Here is a 16,899-nt window from a genome sequence, read left to right on the forward strand (position 1 = left end):
TACGCTCCGAAATGTGACGTCCTCCCTGTTCCGGGGCCGCTCCCGGCGTGCCAAGGCGCACATACGGGTGCGGGTGACGCATGCCGTGCTGGGTGCCCTGGTGGGGGCCGGGTGGCTGATGTTGCCGTTGATGACGGTGGCCACGCGCCGTCCGGTTCCCGCCACCGCCCCCGGAACGCTGGCCGACGCGGCGGCGCCGGGGCAGGGCGGCACCTCCGCGGCGGACTACGTGCTCCCGCTCATCGCCGTGGCCGCGGCGTCGGTACTGGCGGCCTACGGCTACCTGCGCCGCGTCCGCCGCACCCGCACTCGTACGACACCGGGGACGACCCTGCGGGGAGGTACGGCACCTCCCACGATCGCCGACGCCGAACGCCAGGCCCGGATCGCACTGGTGCTGGCCGACGACTGCGTACGGACGAGCCGCGAGGAACTGGGCTTCGTGCGGGAGAGATTCGGGGTGGGGAAGGCCGGGGGGTGGGCCCGGGAAGGGTGGGGAGAGAAGGCCGAGGCAGGACCGCCGACGGCAGACGGCATGCGGACCGGAGCGATACCGGCGACGGGGGCGGCGGCCGACACGGGCGCCGGGTCCGGAGCGGGGGCGGCGCACGGGGGGTTCGAGGCGGAGACGGGCGCGGCCGGAGCGGGGGCGGCCGGGGCACGGTTCAAGGCAAGGACCGACGCCGACCGGCGGACGCGGCAGGAGACCGTGGCGGAGGCGGGCACGCAGGTAGCGGCGCGAGCGCGGGCGGCCAAGGCACAGTTCGCGGCGGGGACCGACCCCGACCGACGGACTCGGCAGGAGATCGAGGCGGAGCCGAGCAAGCAGGTAACGGCGCGAGCAAGGGCGGCCCAGGCACAGTTCGAGACCGGGACCGACCCCGACCGACCGACTCCGCAGGAGACCGAGGCGGAGCCAGGCACGCAGGTAGCGGCGCGAGCAGGGGCGGCCAAGGCACAGTTCGAGACCGGGACCGACGAGACCGAGGCGGAGCCGAGCGCGGGGAGGGAGGTCAGAGCGGGGGCCGCCGAGGCACAGTTCGCGGCGGGGGCCGACGCCGGCCGGCGGACGCCGCAAGAAACCGGGGCGGAGGGGGGCGCGCGGGCGGGGGCGGTACCCGGAGCTGCGTCGGTCGGCGGCGCCCTCGGGGACCCCCCGTCGGAGACGGAAACGCAGCACCGGGCCACCGCCGAGGTCGAGGCGGAGACGGCGACCGCGGCCTTCGTCCATGCCCTGCGCGGTGCCGAAACCGAGTTGGTGGCGGCGTTCGCGATGTGGCGCAGGTACGAGCGGGGGTTGCCCGGCGAAGCGGGGGCGCGGCGGCAGGCGCTGGTCGGGGTTGTCGGGCGGTGCGCGGAGGCGGGGCGGCGGCTGGACGCGGAGGCCGCGGCACTGGACCAGGTACGGGGGCTGGAGGGACCGGGGGCCGGCATGGCACTGGACGTGGCGGAGGGCAGGTTCCGGGCGCTGGCGGCGCGGACGGTGGCCGCCCACGCGACCCTGGCGGCGTTGCGGGAGCGCTACGCGCCCTCGGCCACGGACCCCGTCACCGGCTCGGTCGAACAGGCCAAGGACCGGCTGCTGTTCGCCACCGCCCACCTCAACGCGACGCGCCGGTCGATCGACGCCGCCGACGGCGACGGCACGGCCCGGAACCTGCGCGCCGCCGAGGGCGCCGTGGCCCAGGCCGAGATACTGGTGACCGGCGTGGAACGGCTCGCCGCCCGGCTACGGGAGGCCGCGGCACTGGTACCGGCCGCCCTGACCGGCGCGGAGGCCGAGCTGACCGCGGCCCGGCACGGGCGGTCCCGTGCCTCCCTGGCCACCGGCGAGCTGAACGCCCGGCTGGCCCACGCGGACAGCGTACTGGCCGCCGTACGGGAGGAGTTGACCGGCGCCCTCCCGTACGACCCGCTGGACGCCCTGCGCCGGATCACCCGGGCCGTCGACCGCCTGGACGTGGGCCGCTCGGGCGTCCTGGACACGGCGGCGCTCCTCGTCGCCCGCACCTCGCTGGAATCGGCCGACGACTTCGTCACGGTGCACCGCGGCGCCGTCGGCCCGGAGGCCCGCGCCCTGCTGTCGGAGGCGGCCCGGACGCCGGCCGCCGGCACCCGTACCGCCTTCGAGACCGACACCGCCGCCCGTGCCGCCCGCGGCCTCGCCGAACGCGATGTCCGCGCCCACGGCACCCCCTACCCCGACACCACCACGATCGGCCTCCCCGGCGCGGTGCTCGGCGGCATCCTTCTCGCCGAAGACCCGGACGGCGGGCCCCCGGCCACGTTCGGGGGGCCGGCGACGCGGGGGCGAAGACATGTGCGGGCGCCCGGGTAGCGCAAGGTGGCTCAGCTTCTTGGCTCCGGGTGGGGGGAGGGGGCGGTGCCTCTCCGGCCGACCGAGGCGGGTGGGTGGTGGGCAGGTGAGTAGGCGAAGAGGCCGTCAGAACAGGCTGAGCAGGGCCTCCGCCGGGTCGGTGAGGACCGCCTCCGCCCCCGGCAGCGGCAACTCGAACCACACCGTCTTCCCCCGGGGCGTCCGCCGTGACCCCCATGCCGCGCTGAGCAACTGCACCAGCTGGAGCCCCCGCCCGCCCTCGTCCGTGTCCCGGGCCCGCCGACGCCGGGGCTGCACGAGCCCGCCGTCCCACACCTCGCACACCAGCGTCCGGTCCAGCAGCAGCCGTAGCCTGATCTCCCCCTCGCCGTACCGCAGCGCGTTCGTCACCAGCTCGCTGACCAGCAACTCCGTCGTGTCGACCAGCGCCTCAAGCCCCCACTCCAGCAACTGCGCACGAGCGTGCTCCCGCGCCCGCCCCACGCTCCGCGGCTCCCGCGGCAGCGTCCAGTCGCCGACCGAGTCCGCCGGCAGCCCCTGCACCCGGGCCATCAGCAGCGCGATGTCGTCCTCACCGTGGTGCGTGTCGAGGGTGTTGAGCACGTGGTCGCAGACATCCTCCAGCGGCCGCGCCGGATCGGTGAGCGCGCCCACGAACGCGTGCAGCCCCTCGTCCAGCGGATGATCCCGGGACTCCACCAGACCGTCGGTGTACAGCGCGAGCAACGCGCCCTCGGGCAGCTCGACCTCCACCTCCTCGAAGGGCTCGCCCCCCACCCCGAGCGGCATCCCGGGCGGCACGTCCAGCATCAGCGCGGGCTCGCCCGGTTCCACCAGCACCGGCGGCAGATGGCCCGCGTTGGCGAACGTACATCGCCGGGTCACCGAGTCGTACACGGCGTACACACAGGTCGCGAGGTACACCTCCGACAGATCCGCGTCCCTGGGCTGCCGCGCCGTACGCGTCGCCTGCTGCACACCCCCCGGCGTGCCGAGCCCGCGCGCGATCTCGTCCAACGCGGAGAGCACCTCGGCCGGTTCGAGGTCGAGCAGCGCCAACGTCCGTACGGCCGTCCGCAGTTCGCCCATCGCCACCGCCGCCCGCAGCCCGCGCCCCATCACATCGCCCACCACCAACGCCGTACGGTGACCGGGCAGTTCGATGACGTCGAACCAGTCGCCGCCGACCTCGGTCGCCGCGTTGCCGGGCAGATAGCGGCAGGCGATGTCCAGCCCGGATGCCTCCGGGTCGCCGGGCGGCAGCAGCGAGCGCTGGAGGATCAACGCCCGCTCGTGCTCCCGGCGGTACAGCCGCGCGTTGTCCATGCAGACCGCGGCGCGCGCGGCCAGTTCCACCGCGAGGTCCCGGTCCCGCTCCCCGAACGGCTCGCTGCCCTTGGTCCGCGCGAACCGTACGAGCCCCACCACCGTGTCGTGCGCGACCATCGGCACCGCGAGCGTGGACTGCACCAGGCTCCCCTCCTCGGCCGGCACCGACCGCGGCCGCGCGGTGCGCAGGGCGTCCGCGCAGGGGGAGTTGAAGGGGAAGTGGTGTACGGCGCCGACCTTCACGGTCTCGGCGACCCGGCCCACGGGGGCGTCCGCGACCGCGCTGGCGATGGCGACCCGACGCAACTCCGCACTGCCGTCGGCCATCCCGGGCGGGGTCTCGTCGCCGGTCAGCAGCCCCTGGTAGAGGTCGACGGTGGCGAGGTCGCAGAAGCCGGGGACGACGACGTCGAGCAGTTCACGCGCCGTGGTCTCCAGGTCGAGCGAGTTGCCGATCCGCGCCCCCGCCTCGTTGAGCAGCGCCAGATTGCGCCGGGCCGCGGCGGCCTCGCGGGCGGCGGCGCGGCGGGAGGTGACATCGGTGGCGAGCCAGGCCACGCCGATGGGCCGGCCGCTGCCGCTGTGCACGCGGTAGAGGTTGACCGACCAGTGCCGGCGTTCCTCGGATCCCGGGACATGACCGGTGACATGCATGTCGGTGATGGGATCGCCGCTCTCCAGCACCCGCCGCAGCGTCGCCGAGACCCGCTCGGCCTCGCCGCGCGGCAGATAGTCGAACACGCCCTTGCCCCGGTGGTCGTCGGGGCTGCCGCCGAAGACATTGGCGAACCGCTGGTTGACGCGCCGTACCCGCAGGTCGAAGTCGAGCAGCAGGAAACCGAAGGGGGATTGTCCGAATATCGCCTGGGACGCGGCGAGATCGGTCTCGATCCTGCGCAGGGTGCGGACGTCCACGACGATGCAGACGGCGGCCTTCTCGCCCTCCGCGGTCCGGGTCGGCATCACATAGACCTCGGCCAGGCCGTCGGCACCACGCCCGCCCTCCGGCGGATCCGGCATCCGGAAGGGCACGACCCCGGTCCACTCGCGCCCGTCGAGGATCTCCGCCATCTTGCGCTGGCCCTGTTCCCGCAGGTCGGGGTCGATGAACGCCTCGATGGGATCCATACCGACGGCGCGCGCGGCCGGAATGCCGAACAGCTGCTCGGCACGCAGGCTCCACTGGTCCACCAGGCCGCCGGGACCGATGGAGAAGGAGGCCACCTTTATGTAGTCGTACATGGAGCCGGGCGGACTGCTCTGCCACAGGGCGCCACCGGTCGCCGCCGCACTCGCGGCGGTCTGGTCCCTCGCGCCGTCCGACGGGTCCTCGGACTCCGTGGCCTTCGCTGGTATCTCGCTCACGCGAACCGTCCCCTCCAGCTCACCGCGCCCGGCACCGGTCACCGGGGGCGGCTGCCCGCAGTATCCAGCACTACGGCGCCGCGCGACACGGTGTTCACGATCACAGCTCGGTCCAGACGTTTTTCGGACCGCTCCGCGACAACACTTCCACTCTTCTAACCAGGGAACACGGCCTCGAACCCCACACTCCGCACCCGTCCGCGAGCCGGGGTCACACGGTGGACCGTACGGCGGTCGATGTACACCCTCTCCGCCCCCTCGGGCGCCCCTGCCTCACCCCGGGCACCCCCGCGCCACCCCGATGCGCCCCCGGACCGTCATCCCGGTACGGCCAGCTCGAACCAGACGGTCTTTCCGCTCGCGCCGGGCCGGGTGCCCCAGCGGCGCGAGGACCCCGCGAGCAGCTGGAGTCCGCGCCCGCTCTCGTCCTCGGGTCGGGCGACCCGCTCGCGCGGCGGATCGGGGAGCGGGTCGGACACCTCCACCAACAGGGAGTCGTCGGCGCCGACCGGCCGTACGAGCCGCACGCCGATGGGTCCGGTGGCGTAGCGCAGCGAGTTGGTGACCAGTTCGCTCACCAGCAGCGCGGCGAGGTCGGCGACACAGTCGAGGTCCCAGCCGTGCAACTGGCCGCGGACCGCGGTCCGGGCGCTGCGCACGGCGCCCGGTTCCGCGGGAAAGGTCCACTCGGCGCAGTCGCCATCGGTGTCGATCACGCCGATCACTTCCCAGGCCGCGAGCCGTCCGGTTTCGTGGGGTTAATGGGCCCATACCCGATAAGTGATGGCCAATACCGCCCGGATTGTCGGGGTGTGGGTCGAACGGCCTACCCGGGCCGTGACGGGGGAGCCGGACAGCGGCATCGGGCGACGACATCGGGCGACGACACCGGACGGGCCGCGCACGGGGTCAGGCGCCGTACGACTGCCGGGCGCGCGACGACCGACCGTGCGCTCGCCGACCGTACGACAGGCGACCGCGCCCGTCTCAGCGCGCTTCCGCCCCCATCCGCTCCCCGACCTCCCGTACCGCCGGCACATCCTGCTCCAGCCATGGCACGTCCCACAGTTGCGCCGGGGTCAGCCAGCGCAACTCGTCATGGTCCTGGAGGGCGCGGGGCGCGGGTGAGCCGGGGCGCAGCCGGACGGTCCACACCCACAGGACGTACGGCTCCCGCAGGGGCCACTCGCCGGGTACCCGCTCCACGGTCTCGGCGTCGACGCCGAGTTCCTCGCGCAGTTCGCGCACCAGGGCGTCCTCGGGCCGCTCCCCCTGCTCGACCTTGCCGCCGGGGAGCTCCCAGCGTCCGGCCAGATCGGCGGGCGCGCTGCGGCGCGCGGCGAGCAGGCGGCCGCCGTCGAGCAGGGCGGCGCCGACCACCACGGTCCGTCCCGTCATGGGCGTCATGGGTGTCGTGGGCGTCATGGAGCGGAGCCTACGGGAGGCTCCGGGGCGCACGGCGCCGTCGGTCGGCCGTGCGGATACCGTCCGCGCCGGTCGGCCATGCCGGCTGTCCGCCCCGGCCGCCGCCCCGTACGAACGCGGCCGGTCAGCCGCGGCCGCCGTCCCCGTTCTGCCCGAGACGCTCGACCACGTAGAGCCGCTTGTTCCCCGGATCCTCGAAGCTGTCGGCGATCTTCTGCGCCTCGGCCTCGGTCGCGTACCGGCCGACGCGGTACTGATTGCCGTTGTCGTCCTGCCGTATGACGATCCAGGGCAAGGAAGCCGTGCCCTCACTCATGGTCCGCTCCGCCCCCATCGCGCCCTTCACCCTTTCCGGCATCACGGGACCCCCATCCCGTCCCGGGCCCTTGCCGGGCCCCGCCTAAGGAAACCGCAATACGCATATGCCCGAGCGTACGCCCAACCTTCACTCAGCGAATACGCCTTTTCACAAAGAGGTACGCACCCCGCCAGACCGGCGGGGGCGCACAAGACCGAATGCGCCCTGGGCGAGACAACCGGACGCATTCCACAGGAACCGCCGTCCACCTGCGAAAACACCCGACTCACGGCATCGGTCGCGCAACCCGGGGACCCCCGCCACCGGCGCATCCGCCTCCCACGCGAGCCCGCAATGTGCGCTAGGTCACTCCGCGGCCTACGGGTGGTGTACGACCCTCACCGCACCGGCAGGTGATACGCCACCCGGTACCGGTCCGCCGGAATGACCACGTCCGCGGTCTCCACGGGGCGCCCGGAGGCGTAGTACGTGCGCTGGACGACCAGGACGACATGACCGGGGACGCCGCCGAGGAGATGCAGTTCCTCGGCGAGGCCGGGGCGCGCGCCGACCTCCTCGGTGACGTTGTCCACGATCACGTCGATGGCCCGCATGCGCTCGACCACGCCCATCCCGCCGAGCGGCCCCTCCTCGGGCAGCATCACCGGGGTGCGGCCGGTGACGGCGAGGGGCTCCCAGGAGGTGGAGAGCATCATCGGCTCACCGGCCTCGCGGAACAGGTACTTGGTGTGCATGACCCGCTCGCCGATCTCGATCCCGAGCCGCTCGGCGATCGCGGCACCGGCCTCCGCCTGCCGGCTGTTGGACTCCCAGGTGCCGCGCACCGCGGCGTCGGCCTGCTCCTGCCGGAAGGGGGTGGCGCCACCGCTGGGGCGGTAGCCGGAGCGGGACACCCGGCGCGGCACGGGCCGTTCGCGCACATACGTCCCCGAGCCGGAGCGGCCCTCCACCAGACCCTCGGCCATCAGGACCTTGCGGGCCTCCAGGGCGACGGTGTCCGAGACGCCGTACTCCTCGCGGATGCGGGCCTGCGAGGGGAGCCGGGTGTGGGGCGGCAGTGAACCGTCGACGATCTTCTTGCGGAGATCACCCGCGACGCGCAGGTACGCCGGCTGCTCACCGAAAGTCACTGGCCGCTCCCATCAGATTGTACAGACAGCAACAGCGTGGCAACCGTGGGTTGAGCCGTGCAAGCAAAGGCCAGAGAATCACTCGAAGTGATGACGTCGGGCCGGGCAGGCCCCCACCCAGCACCTTCTCCCCCGCTCGCGCCCCCCTTCACACCTGCCGAGCGCCCCGGACAACTCCGGCCGCCCGAACGGCAGTCCAGGAACACCGGTACCGTTCCTCTTACGACTTGTCGCAGGTAAGCGGGACACAGGGGGCGGAATTGAAGGTGGAGAACCGGGTCGACGGCGCCGTCGTACGCACGGTGAACGGACTCACCGCGCGATGGGGCGCCACCGCGCGGGGCGGCACGGTGTTCTCCGCCGCCGGGGTCTGGCCGTTGCTGGCCCTCCTCGCGGACGGCGCGGCGGGCCCCGCCCGGCAGGAACTCGCCGACGCGCTGGGCGTGCCCGCGGATCAAGCGGCCGCCACCGCACGGGAGTTGCTCGCGTCCCTGGGCTCGGTGTCGGGCCTGGACGCGGCGCTCGGCCTGTGGACGCAGGAGGAACTGCTGCTGCGCGAGGAGTGGTTGGCCAAGCTGCCGACAGCCACGCACGGCTCGTTCGGGGACGATCTCGTCACCGCGCAGGAGCGCCTCGACCGTTGGGCCGCCGAGCGCACGGGCGGGCTGGTCGAGCGGATGCCGGTGCAGCTGAACCGGCAGACACGGCTGGTGCTGGCGGGCGCGCTCGCCCTGCACACCACCTGGCGCCAGCCCTTCACCGAGCAGCCGCTCACCCCGGCGGCGGGCCCCTGGCAGGGCCGCACCCTGCGCGGACTGCACCGGCGGAGCGTGCGCCCGGACCGGGTCGGCGTGGCCGGCACCCCGGACGGCTTCGTCACCGCGCTGACGGTCCCCGGGGACAACGGCATCGACGTCCATCTCGTCCTCGGCGAGGAGCGCATGACGCCGGGCCAGGTCATCGCCGCGGGCGTGGCCGCGGTGGAACGCGCGCTCCCGCTCACGCCGGGCGGCGCCCTGCCGTACGGCGAGGTCGGGCCCGGACTGCGGGTGGCACGGGAACAGTCCGTCACCCCGGAGCCGACGTCCCTGGAGGTACGGACGGTGGCCTACGAGGTCCGCGCGGACCACGATCTGCTCGCCCACCCCGACCTCTTCGGCCTGCACTCCGCGACCGACCCCCGCTTCGGCCACTTCCCCGGCATCAGCGCCCACCCCCTGGCCGTCTCGGAGGCCCGCCAGTCGTCCGTGACCCGCTTCGGCGCCCTCGGCTTCCGCGCGGCCACGGTGACGGCGATGGCCGCGGCCCCGGGCGGCGCCCCGCCCCAGCCCCGCTACGAGACCACCGTCATCCACGCCACCTTCGACCGCCCCTTCGCCTTCCTCGCCGCCGACCGCGACTCCCGCCTGACCCTGATGTCCGGCTGGATCACCGACCCCTCCCCCTACCCGGCCCCGGGCTACGCGGGCAGCGCGGGCCGCCCGGGCGTGTGATCACCGATGAACGCATGGCCAGCCCGGCCCCCGGCATCCCGATCGACAACGGAGAACTGCTGGTCTGGGCCATCCATGCGGGGCACCGGTGCACCGGCTACGAGACCTGACCGCGCCGCCGGCCCTGCGTCAGAACATCCACCACGCTGACGACGAAGGGGGTCGGACTCGATAGCGCCCGACCCCTTCGGACCTGCATGTTCGCCACGTCGGCGACGTGGTGTCACTTCATCCGCTCAGACGTTGAACCTGAACTCCACGATGAGGCTTTGACCTGCATAAATGCGCGGGCATCCAGCACCGATCCAGCACCGTCGGAACTTATCCAGCACATCCAGTGCGTCATGCTGCGGACGAGGTCACTCCGAGTCTGCCATGACCGGGCGTAACGGTCCCATGCCTCGGGGATCAGGGGTTGTAGATATCCACGGTCGCCTTGATCGGCTTGCGGCCAAGCCAACGAGAGACCTCGTGGATCAGGACACCGTTTGCCAACGCAGTTGAAGCGAAGAAGTGCCGAACGAGCGCGGTTGCCTTCGCGGACCGCCGGCCAGCCTGGTCATGGGCTCCCGTGATGCTGCCGAACCGAAAGTTCCAAAGCCTAAACCGGCCGGGGCGGTGACTGATTCCGCTCGCCCGGCCCAACTGTCAGAGACATGCGGTAAATCTGGTCCCATGACCTTCGGTTCGTATCAGATGACCGAGGACGAGACGTGCAAGCGGTTCGTCCTTCCGGCACTCGCGGCCTCCGGGTGGGCCACTCGGCAGATCAGATCCCAGTACGGGATCAACAACGGACAGCTCGTGCCAACCAAGAGGCGCCACCGCAAGGGCAGGCCGCTGGTCGCCGACTACGTCCTGGAGTACGTCGCGGACGTGCCGATCGCCGTCGTAGAGGCCAAGCGATACCGGCTCAGCGTGGAGAACGGGGTCGAGCAGGCACGGCGGTACGCGCGCAAGTTGGGGCTGAGATTCGCCTACGCCACCAACGGCCGTGACATCGTGGAGATCGACTTCAGCGACCCGAAGCAGCCGGTGATCCGGGACATCCAGGAGTTCCCCTCCCCGCAGGTGCTCTGGGGGCGGTTCCTTCAGGACCAGGGTGTCAGTGACACACCGCTCGGCGAGCGTCTCCTCTCGACCCCGTACGACTACACGCTGCGCAACTCCGACAGCACATCCCAGCGGCCGCGCTACTACCAGCGGGTGGCCGTGACAAGGGCCTTGGCTGCTCTGGCCCGCGACGAGCGGCGCATCCTACTCGTCCTGGCGACGGGCACGGGCAAGACCATGCTCGCGCTCCAGCTGGTGGCGCGGCTGATGAACGCGCCCGAGGCATTCGGCGGCCGGAAGCCACGCGTGCTGTACCTCGCGGACCGCAACATGCTCGTCGACGATCCCAAAGACCGTTACTTCCAGGAGGTGTTCGGGAAGGACGACGTCTACAAGATCACGGGAGGCGAGGCCAAGCGCGGACGGAAGGTCTACTTCGCCCTGTACCAAACCCTGGAGCAGGGCGCACCGGGGGAGGAGCTCTACCGGGAGTACCCGGAGGACTACTTCGACATCGTCATCGTGGACGAGTGCCACCGGGGGAGCGCCGCCAGTGACGGTCGCTGGCGGAGGATCCTCCAGCACTTCTCACCGGCTGTGCAGATCGGCCTCACGGCCACGCCGGTCGCCGATGACAGGCGAAAGACCGACACCTACGAGTACTTCGGCAACCCCGTCTTCACGTATTCACTCAAGGACGGCATCGAGGACGGGTTCCTCTCTCCGTACCGACTGCGCAGGGTCCGCCTGAACGTGGACGTGGAGGGTTACCGACCGCGGCCGGGTGAGAAGGACATCTACGGCCGGGAGATCCCTGACGATCTCTACGGCCCCAAGGACTACGAACGGGTCATGGTGATCCTCGAGCGGACCGAGTTGGCGGCGCGGTACCTCCTCGATCATCTGCGCGCCACGGCCGAGGAGGGGCGGCTTGGTAAGACCATCGTCTTCTGCGAGAACAACGACCATGCAGCCCGCATGCGGACCGCGTTGTTCAACGCCGCCCCCGCGGAGGTTGCCGCGCTCCCGGACTTCGTGCGGCGCATCGTCGGAGACGACGGTTCGCACGGTGGCGAAGCGCTGGAGGAGTTCCGCAAGGCGGACAGCAACGAGCCGGTCATCGCGGTGACGTCGAAGCTGCTGTCGACGGGAGTGGACATGCCGCCTGTGCGGAATGTGGTGCTGTTCCGGCGCATGGCCTCCATGCCGGAGTTCAAGCAGGTCATCGGCAGGGGCACTCGACTCTGCCCGGAGATCGGCAAGGAGTCGTTCGACATCATCGACTTCGTCGAGGCATCGCGGCTCTTCGACGATCCGACCTTCGACGGACCACCGCTCAAGGTGGTCCGGGACTGGACCGACGATCAGGGTGAGGTGGTGGACTCGGAGGATCTGACCCCTGCGCCTGAGTCCGGGCCGGATGCGGACGCCGAGTCCGCCGCTGAGCCGCAGGCGGAGTACACCCAGCAGGACGGCGGTACTTTCGACGCCGATGGCGACTCCGTGGCTACAGCGCAGGACGGCGACATCACCGACGCCGAGGAGATCGACAGGATCCTCTCCCGTTCCAGGAACCGGTTCACGGTCAAGGATGTCGATGTCTACAAGGTGGGTGAGCTGCGGTACATCCTCAAGGACGACGGAAAACGACTCCAACTGGTGACCGTGCAACAGTGGGTGCACGACCGGGTACTGGAACTCGATCTCGATCCGGCCCAGTTGCGCACTCAGTGGGCGCAGGCGAAGAGCCGTGCCGTTCTGATAGAGGCGCTGAAGTCGGCGCAGATCGACGTGGAGCGTCTGCCAGAGGAGTTGGGCATGCGCGAGGTGGACCCCGTGGACCTGCTGGTGTCCGTGGCCTGGGAGGGGCTCGCCGTCGTGAGCCGGGACGAACGGCTGACGTGGTTCCGCCGGGAGCACGCGGAGTTCCTGGACTCCTTCGGGCCCCAGGCCAGGGAAGTGCTCGAAGCGATGCTCCTGAAGTTCGAGGAGTCGGGGTCGCCGCAACTGAAGGTGGAGACGCTCAGGGTGCCGCCGTTCACCGAGATGGGACGGGTGGCGGAGCTGACCAGCCGGTTCGGAGAGCCAGGCAGGGCACATCAGGCCATCGACGACCTGGCGGCCCGGCTACTCACCGCGGTCTGACCTGCGACGAAGCGTAGAAGTATAAGCTGGCTTTACTTTGATGTTGGCACGATGCAATGAAGTAAAGCCAGCTTTGTGTTTCAGTGCTGCTACGCTGTGGAGGTGCTCAGAGATCGTACGGACACCCGCGCTACGCTCTGGCGGATCGCCGCCGGACAGCGGGGGTATTTCACCGCCTCTCAGGCCCGGATGGCGGGGTACTCGTACCAGGCCCAGCGGTACCACGCGCAGCACGGCAACTGGCTTGCGGTCGACCGGGCCATCTATCGCTTCCGTGAGTTCGCGGACCTGCCGAGCGAAGGCGACGAGCAGTTCGTCCGCTGGTCGCTGTGGAGCAGGGGGCGAGCAGTAATCTCCCACGCCAGCGCTCTGGCGGCCCATGATCTAGGCGTGGCCAACCCCTCCCGCATCCATCTCACCGTGCCGCGCGCCTTCCGACAGACCACGGACGCGGTGATCCTGCACCATGCCGATCTCGCCGACGGAGACAGTGAGGGGCGTGCCGGATACCGGGTGACGACGCCGCTGAGGGCGCTGGCGGAGAGTGCTGCCGTCGGGGAGGACCAGGACGTGCTCGAATCCGCGGTGTCCGAGGCCCTGGAGCGCGGAATGATCACCCGTCGAAAGCTGCTGCACGCGGCCCAGCTCTGTGGACCACGGTCCGAGCTGGGAATCGAGCGCGCGCTCGGAGCTCTGTCGTGACAGGGCGGTACCGGGATGCGGCGGACCTGAGGAGGGCGCTGGAGGCGCGACTCAAGCAGGAGGCCGCCGAGACCGGTGCGGACCTGGCGCGACGCCGGCGGCTGGTCGTCTTCGACCGCCTCGCGGCGCGGCTGGCCGAGGACCGCGCCGGCGGCTGGGTGCTGAAGGGCGGTGCCGTCATGGAGTTCCGCTTCACCGGGCGCGCGCGCACCACCAAGGACCTCGACCTGGCCGTACGGCCTGAGCCGGTCGGCGGAGGTCTTGACGGGGATGCGGTCCACGACCTGCTCATCGAGGCTCTGGACCGCGACCTCGACGCCGACGGATTCCGCTTCCATGTCGCCACGCCGGTGGCCCTGAAGGCGGACGTCGCCGGGCGAGGTGGGTGGCGCTTCTCCGTCGAGGCGCATCTGGCGGGGAAGGTCTTCGCCGGTGTCAGGGTGGACGTGGTCGACCGTGGCGAGGAGATCACACTCACCGAGCGCCTGCCTCTCCCTAACACGCTGGAGTTCGCCGGGGCGCCGGCGCGTACGATCGAGGCGGTCGACCGGCGTCAACACTTCGCGGAGAAACTCCACGCGCTCACCCGCGACTACGGCGATCGGCCCAATACCCGGGTCAAAGACCTGGTGGACCTCGTGCTCCTGATCGAGAGCGGGCTCTCCGGCGACATGGACCTGCTGAAGGCCGTGCGACACGTGTTCGCGGTACGGGCCACGCACGAGGTTCCCCTCGTGCTTCCTGACCCGCCACCGCGGTGGCGGGACGACTATCCGGAGATCGCCGGTGAGTTGGCGACCGGCATTCCACCGACCCTCGACGCCGCGATGGCCTTGATCCGCGAGCTGTGGGCCCGGACGCTTGCCGAGGACGCGGGGAAGGACGACGGAGACACCGCATTTCCGGGACGGAACGAACAGAAGGACCAACTGAACTGACATGGCAGCGACCAGAAGGAAAGCGGCGGAAAAGGCACCCGTCACCACTCAGGCTCGCCTCGCGTCCCTGATCAAGTCCGCGCGCGACACCATGCGCAAGGACGCCGGCATGAACGGCGACCTGGACCGGTTGCCCCAGCTGTCCTGGCTCCTGTTCCTCAAGGCGTTCGAGGAGCGCGTCGAGGAAGAGGGCGAGGCACTGGATCCGGGCGGATACCGCCGGGCGATCGAGAAGCCATACCGTTGGACGGACTGGGCGACGGACGAGGACCTCAGCGGCAACGAGCTGAAGACCTTCGTCAACGACGAGCTGATCCCCTACCTGGCGGGCCTGGACAGGGAGGCCGACCGGGGGGCGGAGGACCCGCGCAACGTCATCTCACTGATCTTCAAGGATGTCGTCAACCGCATGCAGTCGGGAACGCTGCTGCGTGACCTCGTGAACATCGTAAACAAGATTCACTTCATCTCGCACGACGACATCCACACCATGGCGTTCGTCTACGAGTCGATCCTGCGGGAGATGCGCGACGCGGCCGGCGACTCGGGTGAGTTCTACACACCGCGTCCCGTCAACCGCTTCATGGTGCGGCAGTCGTTCCTCGAACTCGGCGAGACGATTCTCGACCCGGCCTGCGGGACCGGCGGATTCCTGGTGCAGGCTTACGAGGAACTGAAGGGGAGGGTGCAGACCGAGACGCAGCAGCGTGAGCTTCACGCGAACCTCAAGGGCATCGAGAAGAAGCCGCTGCCATATCTGCTGGCCTCGATGAACCTGCTCCTCCACGGTGTGCACGCCCCCCGCCTCCGCCGGGAGAACGCACTCCTAACCATGCGAAACTCGCAGGCAGCGGACAAAGTCGACGTGGTCCTCACCAACCCGCCATTCGGCGGGGAGGAGGAGTCGTCGGTCGTGACGGCCTTCCCATCCGCCTTCCAGACGCAGGAGACGGCCTGGCTGTTCCTGTACTCGATCCTGGACCAGCTGAAGCTGGGCGGCCGGTGCGCTATCGTCCTGCCGAACGGTTCGCTCTTTGCCTCCGGCGAGAACTCGATCGGCGCGAAGATCAAGAAGAAGCTGATGAAGGAGTGCAACCTGCACACCGTCGTTCGCCTTCCCCAGGGGGTTTTCGCTCCCTATACGCAGATCCCGTCCAACATCCTTTTCTTCGAGAAAACCGGCCCCACGCGGGACGTCTGGTTCTACGAGATCCCCCTCCCGGAGGGCCGTCGCAGCTACACCAAGACGAAGCCGCAGCGCCTGGAGGAGTACGACGACTGCGTGGCCTGGTGGGGCGGCAAAACGCGCGAAGGCCGCGAGGCGGGAGAGCACGCGTGGTCGGTCCCGGCGGCGGAGATCATCGCCGATGGGTACAACCTAGACCGCACCAACCCGCACATGGGCGACGAGCTGGCACACCGCACCCCTTTGGACCTGGTGAATGAGCTAATGAAGACGGAGGAGGAAATCCTGGCGCTACTGCAGGAGCTTCGGAGGGGGCTGGGGGCAAGTGACTGAGATGACAGAATTCCGTATTGGTGATCTCCTCACCCTGGAGCGGATCCCGATCGAGGTGGACCAGTCCGCGACATACTCGCAAATCGGCATCCGGTCTTTTGGAAATGGGATTTTTCATCGCGAACCTTGCCTCGGGAGCGAGCTCAGCAAGCTCAAGTACTTCGAAGTCCATCCTGGCCGCCTTGTTGTGAGCAACATCATGGCTTGGGAGGGAGCGATTGCAGTCACCACGGAGGCGGAGCGGGGCTTCGTCGGCTCAGCGCGGTTTCTTTCGTACCGCAAAATTGGTGATGTGGATCTCAGGTACTTGAACTACTACTTCCAGAGCCATAGCGGAAAAGTCTTGATCAGATCGGTGTCAACAGGGACGGTTACACGAAATCAGACAGTTTCGCCAAAAAACTTCGAGAAGGCAAAGGTTTTTCTGCCTAGCGTGGCAGAGCAACGCCGTATCGCTGACAAGCTGGACGCGGCATTGGAGAAGTGCAAGGCCGTAGACGCGTTGCGTTTGCATGCCTCATCCGTGCTAGCCAGTCTGCGAGAGGCCATGGTTCACGAGGCCCTAGAACGCTCCACCGAGACTGTCCGCATGGGCGATGTTGTGACCCTGAAGCGCGACGAGGTCGACGTGTTGCCCGAGAAAACTTACCGGCCGATCGGCATGCGCGGGTTCGGTCGTGGGATGATTCGCTACGCTGCGACACCTGGAAGCCAGCTCGGAAAGTTGCGTTTCTATAAATTCCCGAATTCGGCACTGGTTTTGAGTAACATCAAGGCATGGGAAGGTGCGATCGGCGTAACAAGTGAAAATGAAGAAGAATTCGTTGCCTCGAACCGGTTCCTTTTCTACGTGCCGAAGGATAGTCGCGTGAACATCAGCTATCTGCGACACTATCTTCTGGGGCAAAAGGGGCTGAGTCAGATCTCAGCGTGTTCACCAGGTGCTGCGGACAGAAATCGCACCCTCGGCGTAAAGAGGTTCGAAAATATTCGGTTCGATCTACCGTCGCGTGACACGCAGGACCGAGTTGCGAACACCCTCGACGGGCTGAACGAGCGCCTAAGTGCAGCGCACTCTTCACCTACGCTGCAGGCGCTGCCACCTTCGTTGCTCGACGCTGCCTTTTCCGGGCAGCTGTAAAC

At 69.6% G+C, this 16,899-nt stretch carries 12 protein-coding genes; 7 read left to right on the forward strand and 5 right to left on the reverse strand.

Going from position 1 to position 16,899, the window contains the following annotated elements:
* Positions 1-13 precede the first annotated feature (13 nt).
* Positions 14-2,338, forward strand: a complete 2,325-nt coding sequence (locus HEP81_RS14530) for a hypothetical protein (RefSeq protein ID WP_051850549.1) — start codon at positions 14-16, stop codon at positions 2,336-2,338.
* A 105-nt stretch (positions 2,339-2,443) separates the two neighbouring features.
* Here HEP81_RS14530 and HEP81_RS14535 read toward each other — a convergent pair whose 3' ends face one another.
* The 5 genes from HEP81_RS14535 to HEP81_RS14555 form a co-directional block, all read right to left on the reverse strand.
* Positions 2,444-5,032, reverse strand: coding sequence for a SpoIIE family protein phosphatase (locus tag HEP81_RS14535; protein ID WP_037661695.1), 2,589 nt, complete (start codon positions 5,030-5,032; stop codon positions 2,444-2,446).
* Between the two features lie 317 nt (positions 5,033-5,349).
* Positions 5,350-5,757 carry an ATP-binding protein gene (locus HEP81_RS14540; RefSeq protein ID WP_037661696.1) on the reverse strand — a complete coding sequence of 136 codons (408 nt, stop codon included), beginning with the start codon at positions 5,755-5,757 and terminating at the stop codon, positions 5,350-5,352.
* Between the two features lie 262 nt (positions 5,758-6,019).
* Positions 6,020-6,430 carry a (deoxy)nucleoside triphosphate pyrophosphohydrolase gene (locus HEP81_RS14545; protein ID WP_037661697.1) on the reverse strand — a complete coding sequence of 137 codons (411 nt, stop codon included), beginning with the start codon at positions 6,428-6,430 and terminating at the stop codon, positions 6,020-6,022.
* Positions 6,431-6,581: 151 nt separating this feature from the next.
* The gene (locus tag HEP81_RS14550) at positions 6,582-6,773 is read right to left on the reverse strand and encodes an SPOR domain-containing protein (RefSeq protein ID WP_172427620.1); all 192 of its coding nucleotides are present in this window, start codon (positions 6,771-6,773) and stop codon (positions 6,582-6,584) included.
* A 380-nt stretch (positions 6,774-7,153) separates the two neighbouring features.
* Positions 7,154-7,906 carry a GntR family transcriptional regulator gene (locus HEP81_RS14555; RefSeq protein WP_037661701.1) on the reverse strand — a complete coding sequence of 251 codons (753 nt, stop codon included), beginning with the start codon at positions 7,904-7,906 and terminating at the stop codon, positions 7,154-7,156.
* Positions 7,907-8,166: 260 nt separating this feature from the next.
* On the opposite strand from HEP81_RS14555, the gene HEP81_RS14560 reads away from it, so the two are divergent.
* From HEP81_RS14560 to HEP81_RS14585, 6 genes are all read left to right on the forward strand, one after another.
* Entirely contained in the window at positions 8,167-9,399 is a 1,233-nt protein-coding gene (locus tag HEP81_RS14560) for a serpin family protein (RefSeq protein ID WP_037661703.1), read from the forward strand.
* A gap of 675 nt (positions 9,400-10,074) precedes the next feature.
* Positions 10,075-12,597: an EcoAI/FtnUII family type I restriction enzme subunit R gene (gene hsdR / locus HEP81_RS14565; protein ID WP_051850550.1), complete on the forward strand. Its 2,523-nt coding sequence runs from the start codon at positions 10,075-10,077 to the stop codon at positions 12,595-12,597.
* Between the two features lie 102 nt (positions 12,598-12,699).
* The gene (locus HEP81_RS14570) at positions 12,700-13,299 is read left to right on the forward strand and encodes a type IV toxin-antitoxin system AbiEi family antitoxin domain-containing protein (protein ID WP_037661776.1); all 600 of its coding nucleotides are present in this window, start codon (positions 12,700-12,702) and stop codon (positions 13,297-13,299) included.
* On the forward strand, positions 13,296-14,237 hold the full coding sequence (locus HEP81_RS14575) for a nucleotidyl transferase AbiEii/AbiGii toxin family protein (protein ID WP_078967648.1): 942 nt from the start codon (positions 13,296-13,298) through the stop codon (positions 14,235-14,237). The genes HEP81_RS14570 and HEP81_RS14575 overlap by 4 nt, the downstream gene beginning before the upstream one ends.
* Before the next feature lies 1 nt (position 14,238).
* Entirely contained in the window at positions 14,239-15,756 is a 1,518-nt protein-coding gene (locus tag HEP81_RS14580) for a class I SAM-dependent DNA methyltransferase (RefSeq protein WP_037661706.1), read from the forward strand.
* Between the two features lies 1 nt (position 15,757).
* Positions 15,758-16,897 carry a restriction endonuclease subunit S gene (locus tag HEP81_RS14585; protein ID WP_106980049.1) on the forward strand — a complete coding sequence of 380 codons (1,140 nt, stop codon included), beginning with the start codon at positions 15,758-15,760 and terminating at the stop codon, positions 16,895-16,897.
* Positions 16,898-16,899 lie beyond the last annotated feature (2 nt).

Origin of the sequence: Streptomyces griseofuscus, assembly GCF_014673495.1 — a bacterium.
Taxonomy (GTDB): Bacteria; Actinomycetota; Actinomycetes; order Streptomycetales; family Streptomycetaceae; genus Streptomyces; species Streptomyces murinus.

Excerpts from the sequence above, each read along its gene's own strand:
- HEP81_RS14545 (WP_037661697.1), bottom strand. The coding sequence starts at position 6,430 with ATGACGGGACGGACCGTGGTGGTCGGCGCCGCCCTGCTCGACGGCGGC.
- HEP81_RS14550 (WP_172427620.1), bottom strand. The coding sequence starts at position 6,773 with ATGAGTGAGGGCACGGCTTCCTTGCCCTGGATCGTCATACGGCAGGAC.
- hsdR (WP_051850550.1), top strand. The coding sequence starts at position 10,075 with ATGACCTTCGGTTCGTATCAGATGACCGAGGACGAGACGTGCAAGCGG.
- HEP81_RS14580 (WP_037661706.1), top strand. The coding sequence starts at position 14,239 with ATGGCAGCGACCAGAAGGAAAGCGGCGGAAAAGGCACCCGTCACCACT.
- HEP81_RS14585 (WP_106980049.1), top strand. The coding sequence starts at position 15,758 with ATGACAGAATTCCGTATTGGTGATCTCCTCACCCTGGAGCGGATCCCG.